Source organism: Ardenticatena maritima, from assembly GCF_001306175.1.
Lineage (GTDB): Bacteria > Chloroflexota > Anaerolineae > Ardenticatenales > Ardenticatenaceae > Ardenticatena > Ardenticatena maritima.
In genome coordinates, this window is the sequence record NZ_LGKN01000003.1 from 100,015 (window position 1) to 120,177 (window position 20,163).

The following is a 20,163-nucleotide window of genomic DNA, read 5'->3' on the forward strand; positions in this document are numbered from 1 at the left end:
TGGAGTCAGCCATGAATTGCATCTTCGTCAAACTTGGGGGCTCGCTCCTGACCGACAAAACCGCCCGCTACGCCGCCCGCCATGACGTCTTGGCGCGGCTGGCGCGTGAAATCGCCGCGGCGCGCCACGCCAACCCCGACCTGGCGCTGGTGCTCGCCCATGGCAGCGGCTCTTACGGGCATGTCGCCGCGCGCGAAACAGGCTACGACCGCGAGCGGGGGCATCGCGATGTGCTGGCGTATGCACGGGTTGCCGCCGCCGCCGCGACGCTCAACAGCCTGGTGCGGGCGGCGTTGCTGGCGTGCGATATTCCCGCCGTCTCGTTGCCGCCTTCGGCGTCGGCGCTGGTGGAAGGGGGGCGGCTGGTGCGCATGGCGTGGGACCCCTTCGCCCGCATTCTGGCGTGGGGGGGCGTCCCGCTCACCTATGGCGATGTGGCGCTGACGGAGACGGGCGGCACCATCGTTTCCACCGAAACCGTATTGCTGGCGCTCGCCGAGCAGTTGCCGCCGACGCGCCTGCTCCTGCTGACTGACGTGCCCGGCGTTTTTGCGCATCCCCCCACGGGCGACACGACGCCCCCTCTGCTGGAACGCATTACGCCCGCCACCTGGCCCGAACAGCGCGCCGGTGTGCAGGGCGCCCGCGGCACCGACGTGACGGGGGGCATGGTGCGCAAGGTGGAGCAGATGTTGGCGCTGGTGGAACGCTTGCCGCAGGTGGAAGTCATCATCGCGTCCGGGCGGACGCCCGGCCTGTTGCAGCGGGCGTTGCTGGGGGAAGATGTGCCCGGCACGCGCATCGTGCGGGCGTGAAGGTTTCAGCGAACGCTGTTTGTGGCTATACTTCAACTATCTTTTGAACGTCAACAACTCTTGAAGGTGCGAGGTTCATTCGTATGCTGATAACGCTTGTTTCGTTTGCCGTTGTTTTGGGGTTGCTGGTGCTGGTGCATGAAATCGGCCACTTCGTGGCCGCCAAAGCCGCGGGCATCAAAGTCCTGGAATTTGGGATTGGCTACCCACCCCGTGCGCTGACGCTCTTCAAGCATGGCGATACCGAGTACACCCTCAACTGGTTGCCGCTGGGGGGCTTTGTGCGCATGCTGGGGGAAGAAGACCCCACCCACCCCGACAGTTTCGCCGCCAAGCCGCCGCTGGCGCGTGCGCTGGTGTTGCTGGCGGGGCCTTTCATGAACTTTGTGCTGGCGGTGGCGCTTTTCGCCTTGCTGGCCATGGTGGCGGGCGTGCCGACGGACAAACCGGCGAACGCCATCACGATTCTGGCGGTCGCCGAAAACTCCCCCGCCGCCGAAGCGGGCTTGCGCGAAGGCGACGTCATCCTCTACGTTGCCAACCAGCGCGTGACCACGAGCGAGCAGTTGCAAGCCCTTACGCAGGAGTTTCGCGGCCAACCGCTGACGTTGGTGGTGCGGCGCGGCGACCGCGAGATGGAAATCACGCTGGTGCCGCGTGAAAACCCACCGCAAGGCGAGGGGCCCATCGGCATTCAGATTACCGACCGCCTGATTGAGCGCTACGGACCGATTGAAGCGTTCCGGGCGGGCTTTGCGGCGACCAAGCGCGCATCGCTGCTGATTTTGAATGGGCTGAGCGCCATGCTGCGGGGCGAAGTGGGGCGCGAAGCGGTGGCCGGCCCGGTGGGGATTGCACAGGTGACGGGCGAAGTGGCGCGCGAGGGGGGCGTGCTGGCGCTCATCAATTTCACGGCGGTGCTGAGCATCAACCTGGCGATTTTGAACCTGTTGCCCTTGCCCGCGCTGGACGGCGGGCGGCTCGTCTTCGTTCTGCTGGAAGTGGTGCGAGGCGGCAAGCGCATTTCCCCCGAAAAAGAGGGGCTGGTGCACTTTGTGGGCATGGCGATTTTGCTGGGCTTCGTCCTCATCGTGACGTACTTTGACGTGCTGCGGATCTTCTCCGGCGATTCGCTCATGCCGTGAGTTGTGCGTCTCCGTGCAGATGCGCACAGCGATTTGACAAGATGCACAATGCGGCTATAATGCCGCCCGTCTTCGCGAGAGGACAAGAGGGCGCGTGGTGCAGCGGTTAGCACACCGGCCTGTCAAGCCGGAGGTCGCGGGTTCGAACCCCGTCGCGCCCGTTCAAATGTATAGAATGCCAACAAACACCCGCTAGCAGGCGGGTGTTTGTTGTTGGTTTTAAATGAAGGGCAAGCAGGAGAGGAATGCATCTTCTCGTCATGGGTGTTAATTGGGCTTGACGCCAAAGACAGAGATTTATTTTGCTTTGCTCATTTTACCCTCATGTCATATACTATTTGTCCAATTCCTTACAAGTTTATTCGCAACCTTCTTCTTAACTGACACAAATGGGGTGTTGATGCTCATCAATTGCGAAAGCCGGAGCAATGATGATATTTCCCCCATTCAAATCATGTCCCCAAAATCACAAATCATAAAGAGGTGTAGAGGCGCATCATGCATCCTGGCTCTATTGTCCAATTTCGTGAACGGTATTGGGTCCTTTTACCACATGAAGAGAGTCATGTATATGCTCTTCGCCCGCTTACCGGCGCTCTTGATGAGACGTTACTCATCCATAAGCAACTTGCCGATACAATTGGCTATTCATTACCCGAAGAGCGCATAACGTCAGCTGAGTTCCCTTTGCCAGAAGGAAACTATCCACAAGACGCTATGAGCGCACGCTTGCTATGGCAGGCTGCGCGTTTGACGTTGCGTGAGGGAGCTGCCCCTATTCGTTCGTTGGGCAAGATTTCTATTCGCCCGCGCACGTATCAATTTGTGCCCTTGTTGATGGCTTTGCGTCTTGAAACTGTGCGCCTGTTGATTGCCGATGATGTGGGGGTTGGAAAAACCATAGAAGCGTTGTTAATTGCGCGTGAATTGTGGGAGCGTGGTGAAATTCGCCGCTTTGCTGTTCTTGCTCCTCCGTATTTGTGTGATCAATGGCAAAAGGAACTGCAAGAAAAATTTAATTTCGATGCTGTTGTTGTGCGATCAGGGACTGTTCGACAATTGGAGCGCCATTTACCGCCAGGGCAGACGATTTATGATTACTATCCTGTCCAGGTGATTAGCATTGATTGGGTCAAAACAGACCGCAATCGGTATCTTTTTTTGGAACATGCGCCTGATTTGGTCATTGTTGATGAAGCACATGGGGCGACACAATCCAATAGAAAGGGGCAGCAGCTGCGTTACGAATTTGTTTCGCGTGTTGCGCAAGAGAAAGAACGTCATCTCATTCTGCTTACAGCGACACCGCATAGCGGTATCGAATCGGCGTTTCGCTCACTGCTCGGTTTGCTCAAACCGGAGTTTGCCGAGTGGGATATGGGCAATCTCACGCAAGAGCAGTTGCAGAGTCTCGCGCGCCATTTTGTACAGCGCACTCGACGCGATATTGAGCGAGATTGGGAAGGCGAAATTTGTTTTCCCAAGCGTATCTCCGAAGACCTTACATACTCACTTTCTCCGGGATACCAAGCTCTTTTCCAGGAGACATATAAGTTTTGCCATGAAATTGTCAGCACAGGGCGATCTTTGGAACAACGCCGCCGCCGTGTGCGGTATTGGGGGGCGTTGGCGTTGCTGCGCTGTGTCATGTCCAGCCCTGCGGCGGCTTTGGCGGCTTTGCACGCGCGGCATGAGCGGTTATCTGATGGGGCTGATCTTGTGCTCGAAGAAGATGTGGATTTCCACCGTGCGATTTTTGAATCCGACAATGACGAAACAGACGATGAACAGCCGTCGCTTCCTATTGCTGAAACCGTTGTTTCGTTACAAGAATCGGAGCAACGTAAATTACACCGGTTAGTCAAACTGGCTAAACAAGTCCATTCAACTGACGAGGATACGAAACTGCAAGGACTGGTGATTGCTGTTGATGATCTACTTCAAAAAGGCTATGCCCCCATTGTCTGGTGTCGTTATGTCGCAACAGCGGAATACGTGGCGGAAGGGCTTCGCACGCGCTTGTCCGCTCATACCGGCCTTCAGGTAGTCTGCATAACCGGTCGCCAGGCGGATGAAGAGCGACGCGCCCGCATTGATGAGGTTGATGCACACGCCCCCCGTGTGCTTGTGGCCACGGATTGCCTTTCGGAAGGCGTCAACTTGCAGGAAAAATTTACCGCTGTCATTCACTACGATTTGCCTTGGAACCCAAACCGGCTGGAACAGCGCGAAGGACGTGTGGACCGCTATGGGCAGACCGCGCCAGAGGTGCGTGTCATCCGTTACTACGGTGTTGACAATCCGGTGGATGGTGTCGTGTTGGATGTGTTGCTCAATAAGGCCCGCGAGATTCACAAAGCGTTGGGGACGTATGTTCCCATTCCGGAGGACAGTGAAAGTATCACCGAAGCTGTACTCAACGCCTTATTCTTGCGAGGTTATCCTTCCGAAGCACGACAACTCTCTTTCAATTGGCTGGAAGTTGACCCCAAAATTGCCCACTTGCATAAAAAGTGGGAATACGACGCGAGGCGAGAGAAAATCTCGCGAACCCGTTTTGCCCAACGTGCGCTGAAACCGGAAGAAGTCCAGCGTGAGCTTGAAGCTGCTGATGCTGTTCTGGGTGACCCCGACGCCGTGCGTGAATTTGTCTTGGAAGCGACCTCGCGCCTTGGATTTCCTATGAAGCCCGATCCCCGACGCGCCGATGTTTGGCACATTCCCTTGACAGGGTTGCCAAGCAACTTGCCCGAAGCAGTGCGTTATGCTCTCCCGCATATCCAAGCTGATACCTGGGAAGTCAGTTTTGTTTCGCCGACACCTGCTGGGGCGACATATGTGGGGCGCAATCACGCCTTTGTTCAAACATTGGCGCGATTTTTGTTTGAAGAAGCGCTCACGCGCGAAGAGGATGCCCGTGCGGCGCGAACAGGAGCATTGGTGACGGATGCCGTGGATACACCTACTACGCTCTATTTGTTGCGTGTGCGGTATCTCGTTCAGCAGCCCAATGGGCGTGACCTCTTTTCAGAGGAAGTCCGTATTTTGGGGCGCACGCCTGCCGGCTGGCTCAGTGATGAAAAAGCGCTTCAATACCTCAATGCGGAGCCTCGCGGCAATCTCTCCGCCGAAGAGAAACAGCAACGTGTGCATGCCGTGCTGAAAGAATGGCCTCGTCTCGAAGACGATGTAAAACAACGGGTTGAAGCACGCGCCCAGGCATTGACCGAAGCGCACAAGCGCATTCGCAAAGCCATGCGGAGTGGTGTGCGTGGCTTGCAGGTGACGCCGCGTTTTCCGGTTGATTTGCTTGGTGTGCTCGTTTTGCTTCCGAAGGAGGCGCAACAATGACGACGGCTACACTCGCCTTTCGGGTTGAAGGTGGCTTGTTGAGCCCTGATGTGTTGGAAGATGTGCGGCGGGGGGCATTGCCCGGACAACGCCCGCAGGATTTTGGGCTCCCTGCCACGCGATCTTTGACGGATGAAGTGGCGTCCATCTACCACGATGCGCGCGCCCAATGGCAGATTTTCCAACACCGCCTGGCGAATGTCCCCGAAGATCGTCTTGGAACGACAGAGACCCGCCAATTTTGGGTGATCCCCTTGCTTGGGATGTTGGGGTATGAGTTGCATTATAGCGCCAAGGCCGAAGTGGTGGACGGGTTGACGTTTGCCATCTCGCACCGCGCGGGGCTTACCGAGACCGCTCCACCGGTGCATATTGTGGGGGCGCGGCAACCTTTGGGGCGCGTGCCGGCAAGCGGACGCCCACGCCTTTCACCTCATGCTCTGATGCAGGAATACCTGAACCGCACCGACCACGCGTTGTGGGGGGTGGTGACCAATGGCCTGACATTGCGTTTGCTGCGCAATTCCACCTTTATTCGGCGTCAAGCCTATGTGGAGTTTGATTTGCAAGCTATCATGGAGGAAAACCGCTTTGCGGATTTCTTCATGCTCTACCGGTTGTTGCACCGCACACGTTTGCCCGCCGATGGTGCGCCGCCCGATGATTGTTGGTTGGAAACGTATTTCCAACATTCTCTGGAACAGGGGGGACGTGTTCGCGAACATTTGCGCGAAGGGGTGGAGGCGTGCATTTCCATTCTGGCAAACGGCTTGTTGCAACATGCGCAGAATGAGGATTTACGGAAATGGGTGGATGAAAATGGCGCACAGGCGTTCTATCAGCAGTTGTTGCGCCTGGTGTATCGTTTGTTGTTCCTGCTTGTGTCGGAAGAACGCGGCTTGATGGGGGGGAACACGCTCTACTACGCCTCGTATGGTGTTTCGCGTTTGCGCCGGTTGACAGAACAACGCGCCGCCTGGACCGATGATAAGGATTTGTGGCATGGGTTGCGTGTGTTGTGGGAGGTGCTGCGCAATGAGAAAATGGCGAAGTTGCTGGATGTACCGCCGTTGAATGGCGAGTTGTTTGCCCCTCTGGCGCTGGATAACGCTCGGTTGGATAACCGCACACTCTTGGCGGGGCTTTGGCATCTCTTCTGGTATCAGGAAGGGAACGCGCCCCCGCGTCGGGTCAATTACGCCGCTCTGGATACCGAGGAACTGGGGTCGGTGTATGAGAGTTTACTCGATTATCAGCCGCACATTGTGAAAGGAGGGGGACGCCCGACTTTTAAACTGGGGTGGGGGTCGGAGCGCAAATCAACCGGTTCGTACTACACACCGCCCCAGCTGGTCAACGAACTTATTCACAGCGCCTTGGAGCCGGTGATTCAAGAACGATTGCAGAACGCCCCTGATCAGGAAGCGGCTTTGCTCTCTATCAAGGTCTGCGATCCGGCTTGCGGCTCCGGTCACTTTTTGCTGGCCGCCGCCCGACGTTTGGGGAAGGAATTGGCGCGGATTCGTACCGGCGCCGAAGAACCGGCGCCCGAAGATGTGCGCAATGCCGTGCGTGATGTGGTGGCGCATTGTATCTATGGTGTTGACAAAAACCCGTTGGCTGTCGAACTGGCGCGTGTAGCGCTATGGCTGGAAAGCCACGTCACCGGCAAACCGCTCTCTTTTCTGGACCACCATATCAAGCATGGTGATTCCTTGATTGGGGTCTTTGATATGGAAGTGCTCGAACAGGGCGTGCCGGATGATGCTTTTAAGCCGGTGAGCGGAGATGAGAGGCGAATTGCTTCCGCCGCCAAGCGGCGCAACAGGCAGGAGCGCAGTGGGCAAAGAGCACTTTGGGGATGGAATGAAGAGTTTGATCTGACCCCTCTGGCGCAAAAGTTCGCCCAGATTGATGCAATTCCCGATGATTCGCCTACCGATGTGCGTAAGAAACGTAACTTGTACGGCGACTTGCTTCGTGACGAGACGCGGAAACGTGCAAAAGAAGCGTGTGATGCCTGGGTGGCCGCTTTCTTTCAGCCCTATCGCCCCGGGGAGGAGGTGATAACGACGGATGTGGTGCGCCGTCTCTTGCATGGCGAGTGCGATGTTTCCGACATGATAAAAGACATTGCCGATGAGGTCGGCTTCTTCCACTGGCCGCTGGAATTCCCGGATGTATTTGAAAAGGGAGGATTTGATGTAGTATTAGGTAATCCACCATTTGGTTTTATTTTAAATGCTAAGCAAAATAAGTTTGTTAAATCTCAGAGCATTTATAAAGTGGCTATTCCATCTAAAAATACCTCGGCTTATTTTCTCGTATTATCATATAAATTAGTGAAAAATCAAGGGCGAATAGGTTTAGTGATGCCAAAATCGTTAACTTATTCTTATGCTTGGAATCCAACTCGGGAATATATTTCCCAAAGTGTGATACGTGTAATTGATGTTGGAAAGGCGTGGAAAAACGTAAAACTTGAACAAGTTCTTGTGACTTTAAAAAAAGCGTCAACTGAAGTTATTGAGGTTGGGCGGAAAAATACTAACTTTGACTTGCAGATTCAAGTTATAAAGCGAAAACGGTTAAAAGAGTGGGGAATAATTCCAACAGGAATTTGTCAAGAAGATATTGATATTGCAGAAATTCTTTTTTCGCAAACTTCTTTTATGTTAGGGGAAATTGTACAAACTCAACGAGGTAAGGCTTTACAGAACTATTTTCGGGAAACTGGTGATTTGCCTGTTCTTGCTGGAAAGGATATTAAACGATTTTCTGATCCCAAAACTCGTTATTATATAAATTCGGGAGAAGTTCCTTCGAAATATTTATTATTAACTCTCCCTGGGGATATAGTTTTTCAGAATATTGTAGCATATCTGAATAAACCAAAGGGACATATTCGCCTGATAGGAACGATTGTAGATAAGCCATTTGCTTGTGTAGATACAGTGAATATTTTAAGACCTATAGGTCCTTCTTTTTCTCCTTATATTTTAGCGTCCTATTTAATGTCAGATCTTGTTAACTGGTTTGTACATACATTTATTTTTAATCGAGCTATTCGTACTATGCATTTTGATGGTTATGTTTTGCAAAAAATTCCTGTGCCTTTATATAAAACTTTACATCCCTTGGAAATGCTTGGCAAAAGGTTACGTAAAAATCCAAAAGAACAATACCTTTGGGAAAATTTAAATGAGGTAGTTTTTCAGGCTTTTAAAATTCCTTTGGAGTTGCAATATTATATTAATTCTTTCTATAAAAATAAACCAACCAAGAAGGGGGGCAATCATGACACGTGATCCTAATTATTGGAAGAAAAAATACAAAGGGATGTGGAAAATTGCGTCTCAGCGAGAAGAAAAAGTTAAAAAATATTTAGAAGAACAGGGGTTTAAGATTGAGTTTTTTGGCTTAGGCTCTGGAACAGAGGAGTTTTTAGAGGGATCTGCGGATAAATATGGTTATAAAAAAGGCGAACCGGATTTGTGGGTTGTAGATACTAATATTTTCATTGAAGTTACCGGTACAAATAGTCCTTATGTGAAAAAGAGTGCGCCTTTATGGATACGACCTGACAAAATAGAATCTGCTAAAAATGATCCATCACGTGATGTATGGCTTGTACATGTACTTGACAGAGAAAATTTATTACGTTGTATCCAAATTAGTAATTTACCTTTAAATAAATTTAATAAAAAAGTAAAAATAATTAGAGGTGCAAGGGAAGTGTACATTGAAATTAGTGCTACAGACCCTGTTGTTCATCCAATAAAAAAGTTAGTAGAATATATCCGTGCGTATAAAAAATCTCATATATGATGATATTGAGATCAAATCAACTATACCCGCGGCGTCTCTTTACCCTGAGTGCTGACGATATCGCCCGCATCAACCCCAACACGCGCACCTTGCCGGTCTTCCGCACCCGGCAGGACGCCGAACTGACCAAAGCCATCTATCGGCGTGTGCCGGTGCTGGTCAATGAAGCGCGGGGGGAAAACCCGTGGGGCGTGCGATTTTTGGCTATGTTTCACATGTCCAACGACTCACACCTCTTCCGTACCCGCGCCGAGTTGGAAGCGCAGGGGTATCGGTTGGTGGGGAATGTGTTTGTGAAAGCGGACGAACTGGAGCGCATCCCAAAAGAGCGCAGGACCTTTTCCGCATTCCTCCTCTCCGGCGCTCAGTCTCTCTACCTCCCCCTCTACGAAGCCAAAATGATCTGGCATTACGACCACCGCTTCGGTACCTACGAAGGCGTCACCTCGCGCTCCAGCACACAACTGCCCACCCCCGACGATCGCCGGCACGCCGACCCGTCTTTCGTGGTCCAGCCCTGGTATTGGGTGCCCGCTCATGAAGTTGAAGCACGGCTGGGTGAGTGGAAACGCGGCTGGCTGTTGGGGTTTCGTGATGTCACCAACGCTACTAATGAACGTACGGCGGTCTTCAGTCTGCTGCCCAGGGTGGGAGCTAATCACAAAGTTCCCCTTGTTCTTCTTGTCACCAATTCCGTCTTGACAAGTTGCTGGTACGCGAACGTTAATAGTTTAGTTTTTGATTTCGTGACACGCCAAAAAATTGGTGGTACATCTCTGGGTTTTTTCATTCTTCGCCAACTCCCCGTGCTGCCGCCATCCGCCTACACCCAGAAAGAGCTGCGCTTCATCGTCCCGCGCGTCCTGGAACTGGTTTACACGGCCTGGGACATGGCGCCCTTCGCTGCGGATGTTTGGGAGGCGGCTGACGCCGACCTGCGCGCCGCTATCCGGGCGCAGTGGGAGGCGAACGCGGCGGCAACCAGCTCCCACTTTCAACCGCACCCCCGCATTGCAGGCGGGGAGGGGGATTTGCCCCCCTTCAGGTGGGAGAGCGAGCGTCGCGCCCGCCTGCAAGCCGAACTGGACGCCTACTATGCTCGGCTCTATGGCTTGACGCGTAAACAATTGCGGTATATCCTCGATCCGGCCGACCTGACTGCTCGCGAGTTGGAAGATATCCTCGACCCGTGGGAAGAAGTCACCGACCCACTCAATCTGCAAGCGTATAGGAAGCGCACCACTCAAAGCGACTTCCCCGGCGAGAGCTTCCGTGTACTGAAAGAAAAAGAAATGCGCCATTACGGCGAATATCGCACGCGGCGACTCGTTTTGGAAGCGTGGAACCGTTTGGAAGAGCAAGGCGAATAAACAAGTCCGCAGGCAAATTGTCAACGGCAAGCATTCCACAGGAGGCGCAACATGCTTGTATATGTGACGGACCATTTGAAGGAGCAATTAGCGGACAAGCAGTTCAAAGAAGCGCAGAGTGGAGTTCAAAAACTTCAATCTCGCCTTGAATCCATCACGGATGTGTACGAAATTGCGCCTTCCGTCATGGAACGGTTGCATCCAGTCTATAAGTACAGGATAGGGAAAATTCGTGTTATAGGGAAATTGATATATGAAAACGAGATTCCGGTGATGATATTGGTTCACCTCTTTAAGAGAGGTGATGCGAAATATCAGAATTTTCTTAATATGAACGCCAAAGAGCGCCTTGATTTTATCGATCCCTATTTGCCTGCGCCGGAGGTCATACAAAAATTTATTGAAGAAAACCTGGCTGAAGTGCCGCAAGTCGAAGAACGTCCCCCATTACCTTCTGAGTTCGCCCATTGGCTAAACCCCTTTCAACGATCACGACAAGATGTCATTATTTTTGAAAGTCGCAATTGGGTCCAAAAAATGGAGATGAATCGTTATCGAGCGACGATTCACCGGTACTTTGATATCCTGAATAAAGCCATCATCTCACAAAAATATGACTTTCCCGTCATTGACTTTATCTCCGGGGTTCGTGAAGAGCATCGCGTCGTCTATTTGGCAAATTTTCTTTTGGATCTTCCCAACTATCCATCGGAAGAGATATTCTTCTTGATTGATGCGAGCGAGGGGCGTGATGAAGAACTGGAACACCACTTGAAGCAGGGGCTTCGGGAGGGGACAGGACCTTATGCGTGGTTAAATGGCATATCTGACGGCATTGTGAGTACAGAACTCCAGTTTGATTTGCTTGCCCAACAATCGGGGCGCGCCTATTACGCCTATTTTCTGCTTGATGAGCCGTTGTGGAAAGAAATCGAGGGTGTGAAAACAACGCAAAGCAGCAATAGTGGTGTTGACCACAGAAACCCCGCGCTTTCAGCCGAAGAGGTTCGGATTCTTAGCCACGCATTGCATGGCGGGGATCAATATGTTTTGCCGCTTTTTATTAATGGGCGAGCTGGAAGCGGCAAATCAACCATGCTCCATTACCTTTTTGCCAATTATGTGTTTCGCAAACTCCAGGATGAATTACCTGGAAAAGTACTCTTTCTAACTTATACAGAACAACTTCGCAAAGAATCTCAAAAAACAGTTCGTGAATTCTTGCAAATAGGGAATGAGTTTGCCATAAAAGATTTGCCCGAAAGGGAATTTGAAAGAATTATGCAGACTTCTTTTTGGAAGTTTGATGATTTTGTGCGTGAAATGCTTTCACAGGAAGAGCGTTTGGAAAAGTTTCCATTGGACAGGTTCGTCGCCAATTTTGGAGACTTTCAACGGGTGTATGAAACAATCGCGCCCAAAGGGCCTGGGAACTATTCCGCTGATGTCGCTTGGCATATTTTGCGCACCTATATCAAAGGCTACCGAAGAGGAGACCCCCTGGAGCCGGACGAGTATTATGAAGAAGTCTCCGAAAAAGAACGCTCGGTTCCATTAGATGCGTATAAATGGGTTTGGGAAAAAATTTGGCCGCGCTACCGTGATGAATATTGGGATATACAAGACGTTGTACGATACCTTATTCAGCAAGATCGTGTTCCGGCTGAATATGCCGTCGTTTTTTGTGATGAAGCGCAAGACTTTACGCGAGTTGAACTGGAATTTCTTTGGTTATTGTTGGTGTACCGGGAGTATGACCTCAAACATAGCGGATATAAACTGCGTATCCCGTTGGTGCTTGCCGGTGATCCTTTCCAGACTTTGAATCCCACAGGATTTCGCTGGGAGGCGTTGAAAAACGCTTTTAGCGATGAAATTGAGGGGGCGCTCGATCCCGCTCAATTTGGCATAGTCGGTTTTTGTTATGAAGAATTGCGGTACAACTATCGTTCCGCGGCGCCGATTGTTCGGTTTGGAAACCTTTTGCAGTATTGGCGACGGACGTACTTCGAGGTGCATGGGGAAATCTGGCAAAAACCTTGGCAACATGATCAGCATTTCTTGCCACCGCAGCTTTATGTGCTGGGGAAAATGGTTACAGAAGAGACACTTCTTCAAAAGCTTCAGGGTGAAATTGTTATTTTGCCTTGTGAACACAATCAGGAAGAAGAATTCGTTGCACAAGATCCTCTTTTGCGGCAACTCCAACAGCAAGCCACACCTCCGACATTTTTGAGCCCGATGGCGGCCAAGGGGTTGGAGTTCTCGCGAGTGTGGCTTTACAAGTTTGGCGAGTATTGTCCCGAAAACTTCTTCAAGTCGGATAATATTCCTTACGACGAGCGTCTGCGCAATGAGTTTTTCCTCAATAAACTGTATGTATCAGTCACACGAGCGCAACGGTCTTTGAATATTATTGACACAGAAGAAGGGAAAAGGCGGTTATGGGATAAAGCCTTGACTCTTCCTCCCGTTGAAGAAAAAGACCTTCTTGGGAGTATTACTATTGGCGATGTGTTTGGTTTACAGGAAGGCGCTGAGCAGCTTGACCCCATGGAATTAGCAGAACAATTTCTTGCATCTGGCCGTCCTCACCTGGTGCGTCAGGCGGGTGAAATATATCGCCGTAGTGGAAAGATGGAGAAATCCAATTATTGCCGGGCCTATGCTTTGGAATTGGAACGCAAGTATCGGGAGGCGGGGAAGCAGTATTTGGAATTGGGGATATTGTATTTTAAGGATGCAGAACGTTGTTTTTGGAATTCTCAGGATTGGGAACAACTCGATGCACTCTATACCACTGGTTGGGAAGGCCAAGGCAACGTGCTTTATCGTCGGGCGACGTCCCTGATGCGGGCGCAGCAAACATTAGAGCAGATATCTTTGCAGGATATTCAACTCTTTCTGGATGCTTTGGGAGATGAACTGAAGCGAGATGATTCAGTTCTCGAACATGAGAGCATCAAGCAAGTCTTGCGGTTTGTGGCTGATCTTATCCGGCAACGTTTTGAAAATACGGAGTATGTTCAATTACTGCGACGATTGGCCTCTTTGTTGCGTGAAAATCCCGGTATTGGAGTCATTTTAGGCGATGAAATGGCTGGCTGGGTTTGTTACTATGCGGGTGAGATTGAAGCATCTATCTCGTTTTGGGATGCGCTTGCGGTAAAACCGCATGAATATTATTTGGCACAAGCTTCTATAAGTAAAGACGATACTGCCAAATTACGTTGGCTGGGGCAAGGTCAAGCATATGAGCAGATTGTTGACTTGAAGCGAGATTTGCAAAACGATCCTCAACGCGTAAAAGCACTGAGCGAGGAACATAAAAAATTGATAGGGCGCGCTTTGGTTCAGGAACAGCAATATAATGAGGCATTTGATTGGTATCGCGAAAATGGATTACTAGAAGATGCCCTGACACTCTTGGAGAAGGGATGGATCGAACCGACTTTTGATATTCTCAAACAGTTCTTGGAAGAAGTTTTGAACTTATTGAGCGAAGCTCCTTCTGACAAAACATTCGAGTTTGCTGAGAAAGTCTCCAAACTTATTCAGGAGCATTTGGTTTGGAGAGATGGAAATCAACTGCTGACTGAGTATTGGGACCAGCTGGGGAACACAAATAAAGAATGGGAATGGGTTGTAGAAAGTTTTAAACGCACCAAAGGGGAATATAATAAGAAAGCATATGCCATGTTGGCGCATGTTGTTGCCAAAGCACAACCATTCTCATTCAGTTCTGTACGCCAAAAACAGCTTTTAGTTGAAATTCTACTCCAACGGCTTTCACCGAAAGCCAGTCAGGCGTGGTTGCAAACTCTTCCCCTTGATATTGCAGTCACTGCACTTGACAAGATTACAACGCATCTTGACGCTCTGCGCTGGTATGAGGAAATGCTTGAAGTCGGCAATTTATCTGATAGCGATCGCGCTTTTATTCAAAAGCAGTGGCTTAAAACGAAAGAAGAACGGATTGAATATAAACGAAGTCGCGGAGAGAGTACCAAGAAAGACGAAGAAGAGCTGGAGCAGAAGAAAAAAGAATGGAAGACAGTGGATGTTCTTGCTTCGAGCTCTGAAAAGGCGACTTTCTCGCATATTGAGCGTCCCGAATCTGAAACTGATATGGAAGTTAAAATTGACGTAGAAGTGGATGAAGATACATGTAAACTTTCGTCTGGCAATCAAATTGTTTTAATTAATGTGACGAATCAAAGCATTACATCTTTCAAAGTAAAAGTACTTGAAAGCAGGAAGGGTAAATCACTCCGATTTCGCGTGAAAGAATGGAATCTTCAAGGGGAATTGGGGCATGATCGCACTCTCAAGTTGTTTATTAATAGAAAACTATGGAAAAAAATAAAAATTTAAGGTTGTGGCTTTCTCAGCAATGTTTTGCTGATAAAAGAAAAAGACCACTATCGAGGTTGAGTATGTCTATCTTTGATTTACATACAGATGTTTTGAGTGATTACAGCAATTTTGTACGCTCATTCATTCATATTGCTGATGAGCGCATTCGGCAGTTTGTTTTTGAACAACTCAATGATGGTCATTTATGGCCTGATTTTCTGCTTCAAGTGAGTCCCGCCTATAAACGTTCAGCGACGGTAGATGAATTAGCGCGGCAGGGCGTCTTGCATCCTGAAACAGCACGAATTTTCCGTACCGCCGATGGGAAGCCATACCATCTGTACCAGCATCAGGTGGAAGCGCTGGAAAAAGCTGTGCAAGGACGGAGCTACATTGTCACCAGCGGGACAGGTTCTGGTAAAAGTCTCACTTATTTTATTCCCATTATTGATACAGTTGTGCGTGAGCAAATACCCAATGGCCGTACTGTTGCCTTGATTGTGTATCCCATGAATGCACTTGCCAACTCGCAATTACAGGCGCTTGAACAGTTGCGCCAGGATTATGAGGCGCGTACCGGAAAGAGATTTCCCGTCACATTTGCACGCTATACAGGTGATACGCGCGACGAGCTTCGGCAAGCACTTCGGCAAAAACCGCCGCATATTCTGCTTACCAATTATGTTATGGCTGAACTCATGCTTGTTCGTCCTGAGGACCGGCGTTTGCTCGATAAAACTGCGGGCGGCTTGCGATTCCTGGTATTTGATGAATTGCATACGTATACGGGGCGACAAGGAGCAGATGTCGCCATGCTCATTCGGCGGCTCAAGCAGTATGCGGCGGCACCCAACCTCATTCACATTGGTACATCTGCAACAATGGTAGCCAATCGCAACGCCTCTGCGCGGGAGCGGCGCGAGACTGTTGCGCATTTTGCACAGCGGATGTTTGGGTATCCATTTGCTTTTGAAGACGTAATTGAGGAAACACTTATACCGGCCACCCGCCATTCTACTCTTGCACGTGACGTTCTTATCGAAAGTATACATGAGGCATGTGCACTTTCTCCTGACGACCTCGTTACATTCACTGCAGAGGAATATCTCACAAACCCTTTATCCTCGTGGATAGAACGTTTTTTCGGGCTAGAAGAACATGATGGCTCTTATCGACGCCGTATTCCACAAAGTATTACAGATGCAGCTATGCAACTTCAGAAGGAGACTGGGCTTGATATTGGATTATGCCAACGCGCTTTACTAAATTGGCTCACACTTGGGAGCCAGATACCTTCATCTGAGCATGGGCGTGCTTTTGCATTTAAAATTCATCAATTTATATCGCAGGGACGTGCTGTATATGCGACTATTGAAGATCCTGGACAGCGTTCAATTTCGTTGTCCGGACAAATTCAGACGGCAGAAGGAAGTTTGTATTACCCCCTCAATTTTTGTCGGCATTGTGGTCAGGAATATTATCGCGTACATAAAATGAGCTCACGTTTTCTCCCTTGGACAGGATCTTTTTTTGAAGAACTGGATGACGAATGCATATCTGGATATCTTATGGTCGCAACAACAGATCTGGATTGGTCGGAAGATCTGCTTCCAGATGAATGGTTTGATGATCAAGGACGTTTACGTCGTGCATATCGTGATCGTGTTCCAAAATTATACTATGTTAATGCTTCAGGTGAGATCGTGCATCATGCTGTGGGGGTAAAGACCTGGTTCCAACCAGAGCCATTTGCGCTCTGTTTGCGATGTGGAGAGTACTATACTCGTCGTGAAAGTGAATACACTAAACTCACAACCCTTTCAAGTGAAGCTCGCTCAAGTGCAACAACTATTCTCGCAACATCAGTGTTGCGGCACGCCACCACTATTCCTTCGATTGCCGATAAACTATTGACGTTTACTGACAATCGGCAAGATGCTGCTTTGCAAGCGGGACATTTTAATGATTTCGTACATCGGGCTGTTTTACGTTCTGCGTTAGTAGCCGCTTTGGATGAATCTCCTCGATTGCATATGAGCGAAGTGGCCTCTGCGGTTGTGCGGCATTGTGGATTAACACTTCGTGATATCGCAGCTAATGCGCAATTGGCACCAGATACGCCTGCTGCGGACGAAACTTGGCAAATATTTACAGAATGGGTGGAGTATCTTCTCCTTGAAGATTTAAAACGAGGTTGGCGTATTAACCAACCCAACCTGGAAGAGGTAGGACTTCTTGAAATATCTTATCGTGGGCTTGACATTCTCGCCCAGAGTGATGAAGCCTGGCGTTTTTCTCCACAGTGGTATGCTCTTTCCCCCAAAGAGCGTTTTGAGCATCTGCGTAATATTTTGGACTATTTTCGGCGTAAACTAGCTATTCATGCCCCTTCTTTACAGTGGAATACACAACGTATCAAGCGACGCAAATGGGAATCGACCTTGAATGATTTTTGGGGACCGGATCCGGAGGGCAGTTTAGTAAGTGCTTCTTTTTTTGCGACTGAGCCTGCTGGCAATGTACGCGATGTTTTCAGTCTTGGAGAACGAAGTGCGATTGCACGCTATTTGAAACGCTCATTAGGGATTGATGCACAAACATATCTTGAGCAGCGGGATGCGTTCCTGCAATTGCTTGTTCAGCATGGTATTTTGTGGCCGGAATCTTTAAAGAAAGGGATTGGGTACCAAATTGATGCAAACTGTCTTTGGTGGCAAAGAGGGAATGGCATCCCGCGGCGTGATGCTTTTTATGCGCGGATAGCCCAAGAAGGATACGAAGTCGCAGAGAAACCGGCGAATGCCTTCTTCCAGCAATTTTACAAAGAGAACCCCGAGAGATTAGCTGGTTTAGAAGCGCGTGAACATACGGCACAAGTCGTTGCGCCTGGTGAGCGTGAAAAACGGGAACGGCGTTTTCGGTGGGATCAAAAAGATACAGAGAAAGAGAATCTGGGGCGCCGATTACCTTATTTGGTTTGCTCTCCCACAATGGAACTTGGAATTGATATTGCTGATCTGGATGTTATTCATATGCGTAACGTCCCGCCGACACCGGCAAACTATGCTCAGAGGAGTGGACGCGCTGGGCGGCAAGGGCAACCAGGCTTAATTTTAGTTTATTGTGGTGCTTTCAACTCGCATGATCAATACTTTTTTAGAAACCGAATAGAAATGGTGGCCGGGACAGTACGTCCACCGCAAATTGACTTGAACAATGCATCTTTGCTGCAAGCGCATATTCATGCTGTTTGGTTGGCTGAGATTGGTTTGCCGATGCGGCAATCGATTGAGACTGTTATTGATACAGGTGCCCCCAATCTACCTTTGCGCCCTGAGGTGGCTGAGCAAATACGCCTCAATGACAAACGTTTGCAGGCGTTAGCCGCACGCATAGAAGAGATGCTTCGATATGATCGTGAGCAGGGGGAAATTTTTGAACATGGGCATTACGACCAAATCTTGCAAATCCTGCGTGATGCTCCCCAACGGTTTAACAGTGCTTTTGACCGTTGGCGGGATCTTTATCAGGCGGCGGACCGACAGATGCAGGAGGCTATGGAGACATTATTAAGTGCTCGCTCCAAGGAAATGCAAAATGAAGCTCAACGTCGCCTCGATGAGGCGCGGCGTCAAAGAAATTTGCTTTTGCAAATTGAAACAGCACGTGAAGAAAGTGATTTTTATCCGTATCGCTACTTGGCAAGTGAAGGGTTCTTGCCAGGCTATAATTTCCCAGCGTTACCTATTCGTGCGTGGATCCCACGTGGTGCAAGTGGTGAATATATTCCGCGGCCTCGTTTTCTTGCGGTCCGTGAATTTGCGCCAGGAGCTTTTATTTATCATGAAGGGAAACAATGGGAAGTTGTGGCATTCAATACTCCTCCGGGAGGCTTGCGTTCAAGAAGAGTGAAATTCAAGCTGTGCAAACGATGTGGTGCATTTAATTCGTCTGGTTTTGATGTGTGCTTAGTGTGCCAGCAACGTCTTGATGCTACTTATGGACCACTTACCTATCTATTGGAAATGACTGACGTACGCACTCGCCGACGTAGTAACATTACGTCAAATGAAGAAGAGCGTCGTCGGCGAGGATACGATATTGGCATTTTTTATCAGTTTGCCACAGAAAACAATCGTCCTCGCATTGAAGAGTCTGATGTTGTTTTTGGCGCAACAGACCTTTTGCAGTTGACATATGCACATGCGGCCACTCTTATTCGAGTGAACCACGGTTTACGTACTGAGCAAGTTCCGGGGTTTGATATCAATTTGACAACGGGTGAATGGGTGCGGAATGAGGAAGGTCGTCAACCCGTTTACGGCTCCCCTAGTCATGCTGTAAGTGAAGTCGAGCGTGTACATTTGTTCGTCCGCAATACGCGCAATTTATTGCTGGTCCGCCCTGCCCAGGAAGATTTGTTTTTAGATCCGCAGTATGGGCTGGCGTTTGCAATTACTTTGATGAATGCATTAAAACGTGGCATAGAAATGGTATATCAGCTTGATGAAAGTGAGTTGGCCGCGGCTATCGTTGGCATGGGTGAATATATGGCAATTTTATTTTATGAAACGTCAGAAGGTGGAAGTGGAGTATTAAGACGAATTATTAAATCGCCAAAGGATATTTCAGAAATTGCAAAAAATGCCCTTGAACGATGCCATTTTGATTCATCAACAGGAGAGAATCTGTCAGAAGAATGTATCAAGGCTTGTTATGAATGTTTACTCACTTATCATAATCAGCATCAGGCGCTCCTTATTGATCGGCATTTGATCGCGGATTTTCTTGCTCAGATGACTCAAAGTACAGCCGAAATGCGTATCGCTGGCAGGCGTCGCAGAGAGCATATCGCTTGGTTACGATCGCATATTGATCAAGAGTCTGTGTTAGAGAAGCAGTTTTTAGATATTTTGGAGCAAGGAGGATATAATTTGCCAAATGATGTACAATATGCAATTCAGTTTCCTCGTTGCAACGTAGATTTCTTCTATGAACCTAATATTTGTGTGTTTTGTGATGGGAGCGTGCATGATATTTCTTCTCAGAGAGAAAGAGATGCGTCTATTCGTTCTGCGTTAGAACAAAATGGGTATCGGGTTATTGTAATACGGTATGATCAACCTCTAGAAAGCCAGATAAAGATGTATCCAGAAGTCTTTGGTATGGGGTATTCTACATAACTTCGAATTTGTTCCGCGGTCTGTGTAAATGGGAAGAAGTGTTATCTTCTTCCCATTTTTATTAACCTTCCTCCGCTCTACATGGCTTTGCTGATGTGCTGCAGCAAGTGGCATG

7 protein-coding genes, 1 tRNA gene and 1 pseudogene are annotated in these 20,163 nt (G+C 49.4%); all 9 read left to right on the top strand.

The genetic code is table 11. From position 1 onward, the window contains the following. Window positions 1-11 precede the first annotated feature (11 nt). Window positions 12-815, top strand: coding sequence for an isopentenyl phosphate kinase (locus SE16_RS00700; protein WP_054493614.1), 804 nt, complete (start codon window positions 12-14; stop codon window positions 813-815). 83 nt (window positions 816-898) lie between these two features. Beyond that, window positions 899-1,960, top strand: a complete 1,062-nt coding sequence (gene rseP, locus SE16_RS00705; protein ID WP_060687079.1) for an RIP metalloprotease RseP — start codon at window positions 899-901, stop codon at window positions 1,958-1,960. A gap of 88 nt (window positions 1,961-2,048) precedes the next feature. Beyond that, a tRNA-Asp gene (locus SE16_RS00710) sits at window positions 2,049-2,121 on the top strand. A gap of 556 nt (window positions 2,122-2,677) precedes the next feature. After that, window positions 2,678-5,311, top strand: a complete 2,634-nt coding sequence (locus tag SE16_RS00715) for a helicase-related protein (protein WP_200907253.1) — start codon at window positions 2,678-2,680, stop codon at window positions 5,309-5,311. Then, the gene (locus tag SE16_RS00720; protein ID WP_060687081.1) at window positions 5,308-8,619 is read left to right on the top strand and encodes an Eco57I restriction-modification methylase domain-containing protein; all 3,312 of its coding nucleotides are present in this window, start codon (window positions 5,308-5,310) and stop codon (window positions 8,617-8,619) included. Before SE16_RS00715 ends, SE16_RS00720 begins: the two co-directional genes overlap by 4 nt. Continuing rightward, window positions 8,609-9,139 (top strand): hypothetical protein, encoded by a 531-nt coding sequence (locus tag SE16_RS15605; RefSeq protein ID WP_152968804.1) that lies wholly within the window; start codon window positions 8,609-8,611, stop codon window positions 9,137-9,139. The genes SE16_RS00720 and SE16_RS15605 overlap by 11 nt, the downstream gene beginning before the upstream one ends. A gap of 26 nt (window positions 9,140-9,165) precedes the next feature. Next, window positions 9,166-10,509 (top strand): annotated as a pseudogene (locus SE16_RS00725) (hypothetical protein); the annotation flags it as partial. A 51-nt stretch (window positions 10,510-10,560) separates the two neighbouring features. Further along, window positions 10,561-14,883 (top strand): helicase domain-containing protein, encoded by a 4,323-nt coding sequence (locus SE16_RS00730; RefSeq protein ID WP_060687083.1) that lies wholly within the window; start codon window positions 10,561-10,563, stop codon window positions 14,881-14,883. A 62-nt stretch (window positions 14,884-14,945) separates the two neighbouring features. Beyond that, a complete protein-coding gene (locus SE16_RS00735) occupies window positions 14,946-20,048 on the top strand; it encodes a DEAD/DEAH box helicase (protein ID WP_054493336.1) in 5,103 nt (1,700 codons plus the stop codon). Window positions 20,049-20,163: the final 115 nt, after the last annotated feature.

Excerpts from the sequence above, each read along its gene's own strand:
- SE16_RS00700 (WP_054493614.1), top strand. The coding sequence starts at position 12 with ATGAATTGCATCTTCGTCAAACTTGGGGGCTCGCTCCTGACCGACAAA.
- rseP (WP_060687079.1), top strand. The coding sequence starts at position 899 with ATGCTGATAACGCTTGTTTCGTTTGCCGTTGTTTTGGGGTTGCTGGTG.
- SE16_RS00715 (WP_200907253.1), top strand. The coding sequence starts at position 2,678 with ATGAGCGCACGCTTGCTATGGCAGGCTGCGCGTTTGACGTTGCGTGAG.
- SE16_RS00720 (WP_060687081.1), top strand. The coding sequence starts at position 5,308 with ATGACGACGGCTACACTCGCCTTTCGGGTTGAAGGTGGCTTGTTGAGC.
- SE16_RS15605 (WP_152968804.1), top strand. The coding sequence starts at position 8,609 with ATGACACGTGATCCTAATTATTGGAAGAAAAAATACAAAGGGATGTGG.
- SE16_RS00730 (WP_060687083.1), top strand. The coding sequence starts at position 10,561 with ATGCTTGTATATGTGACGGACCATTTGAAGGAGCAATTAGCGGACAAG.
- SE16_RS00735 (WP_054493336.1), top strand. The coding sequence starts at position 14,946 with ATGTCTATCTTTGATTTACATACAGATGTTTTGAGTGATTACAGCAAT.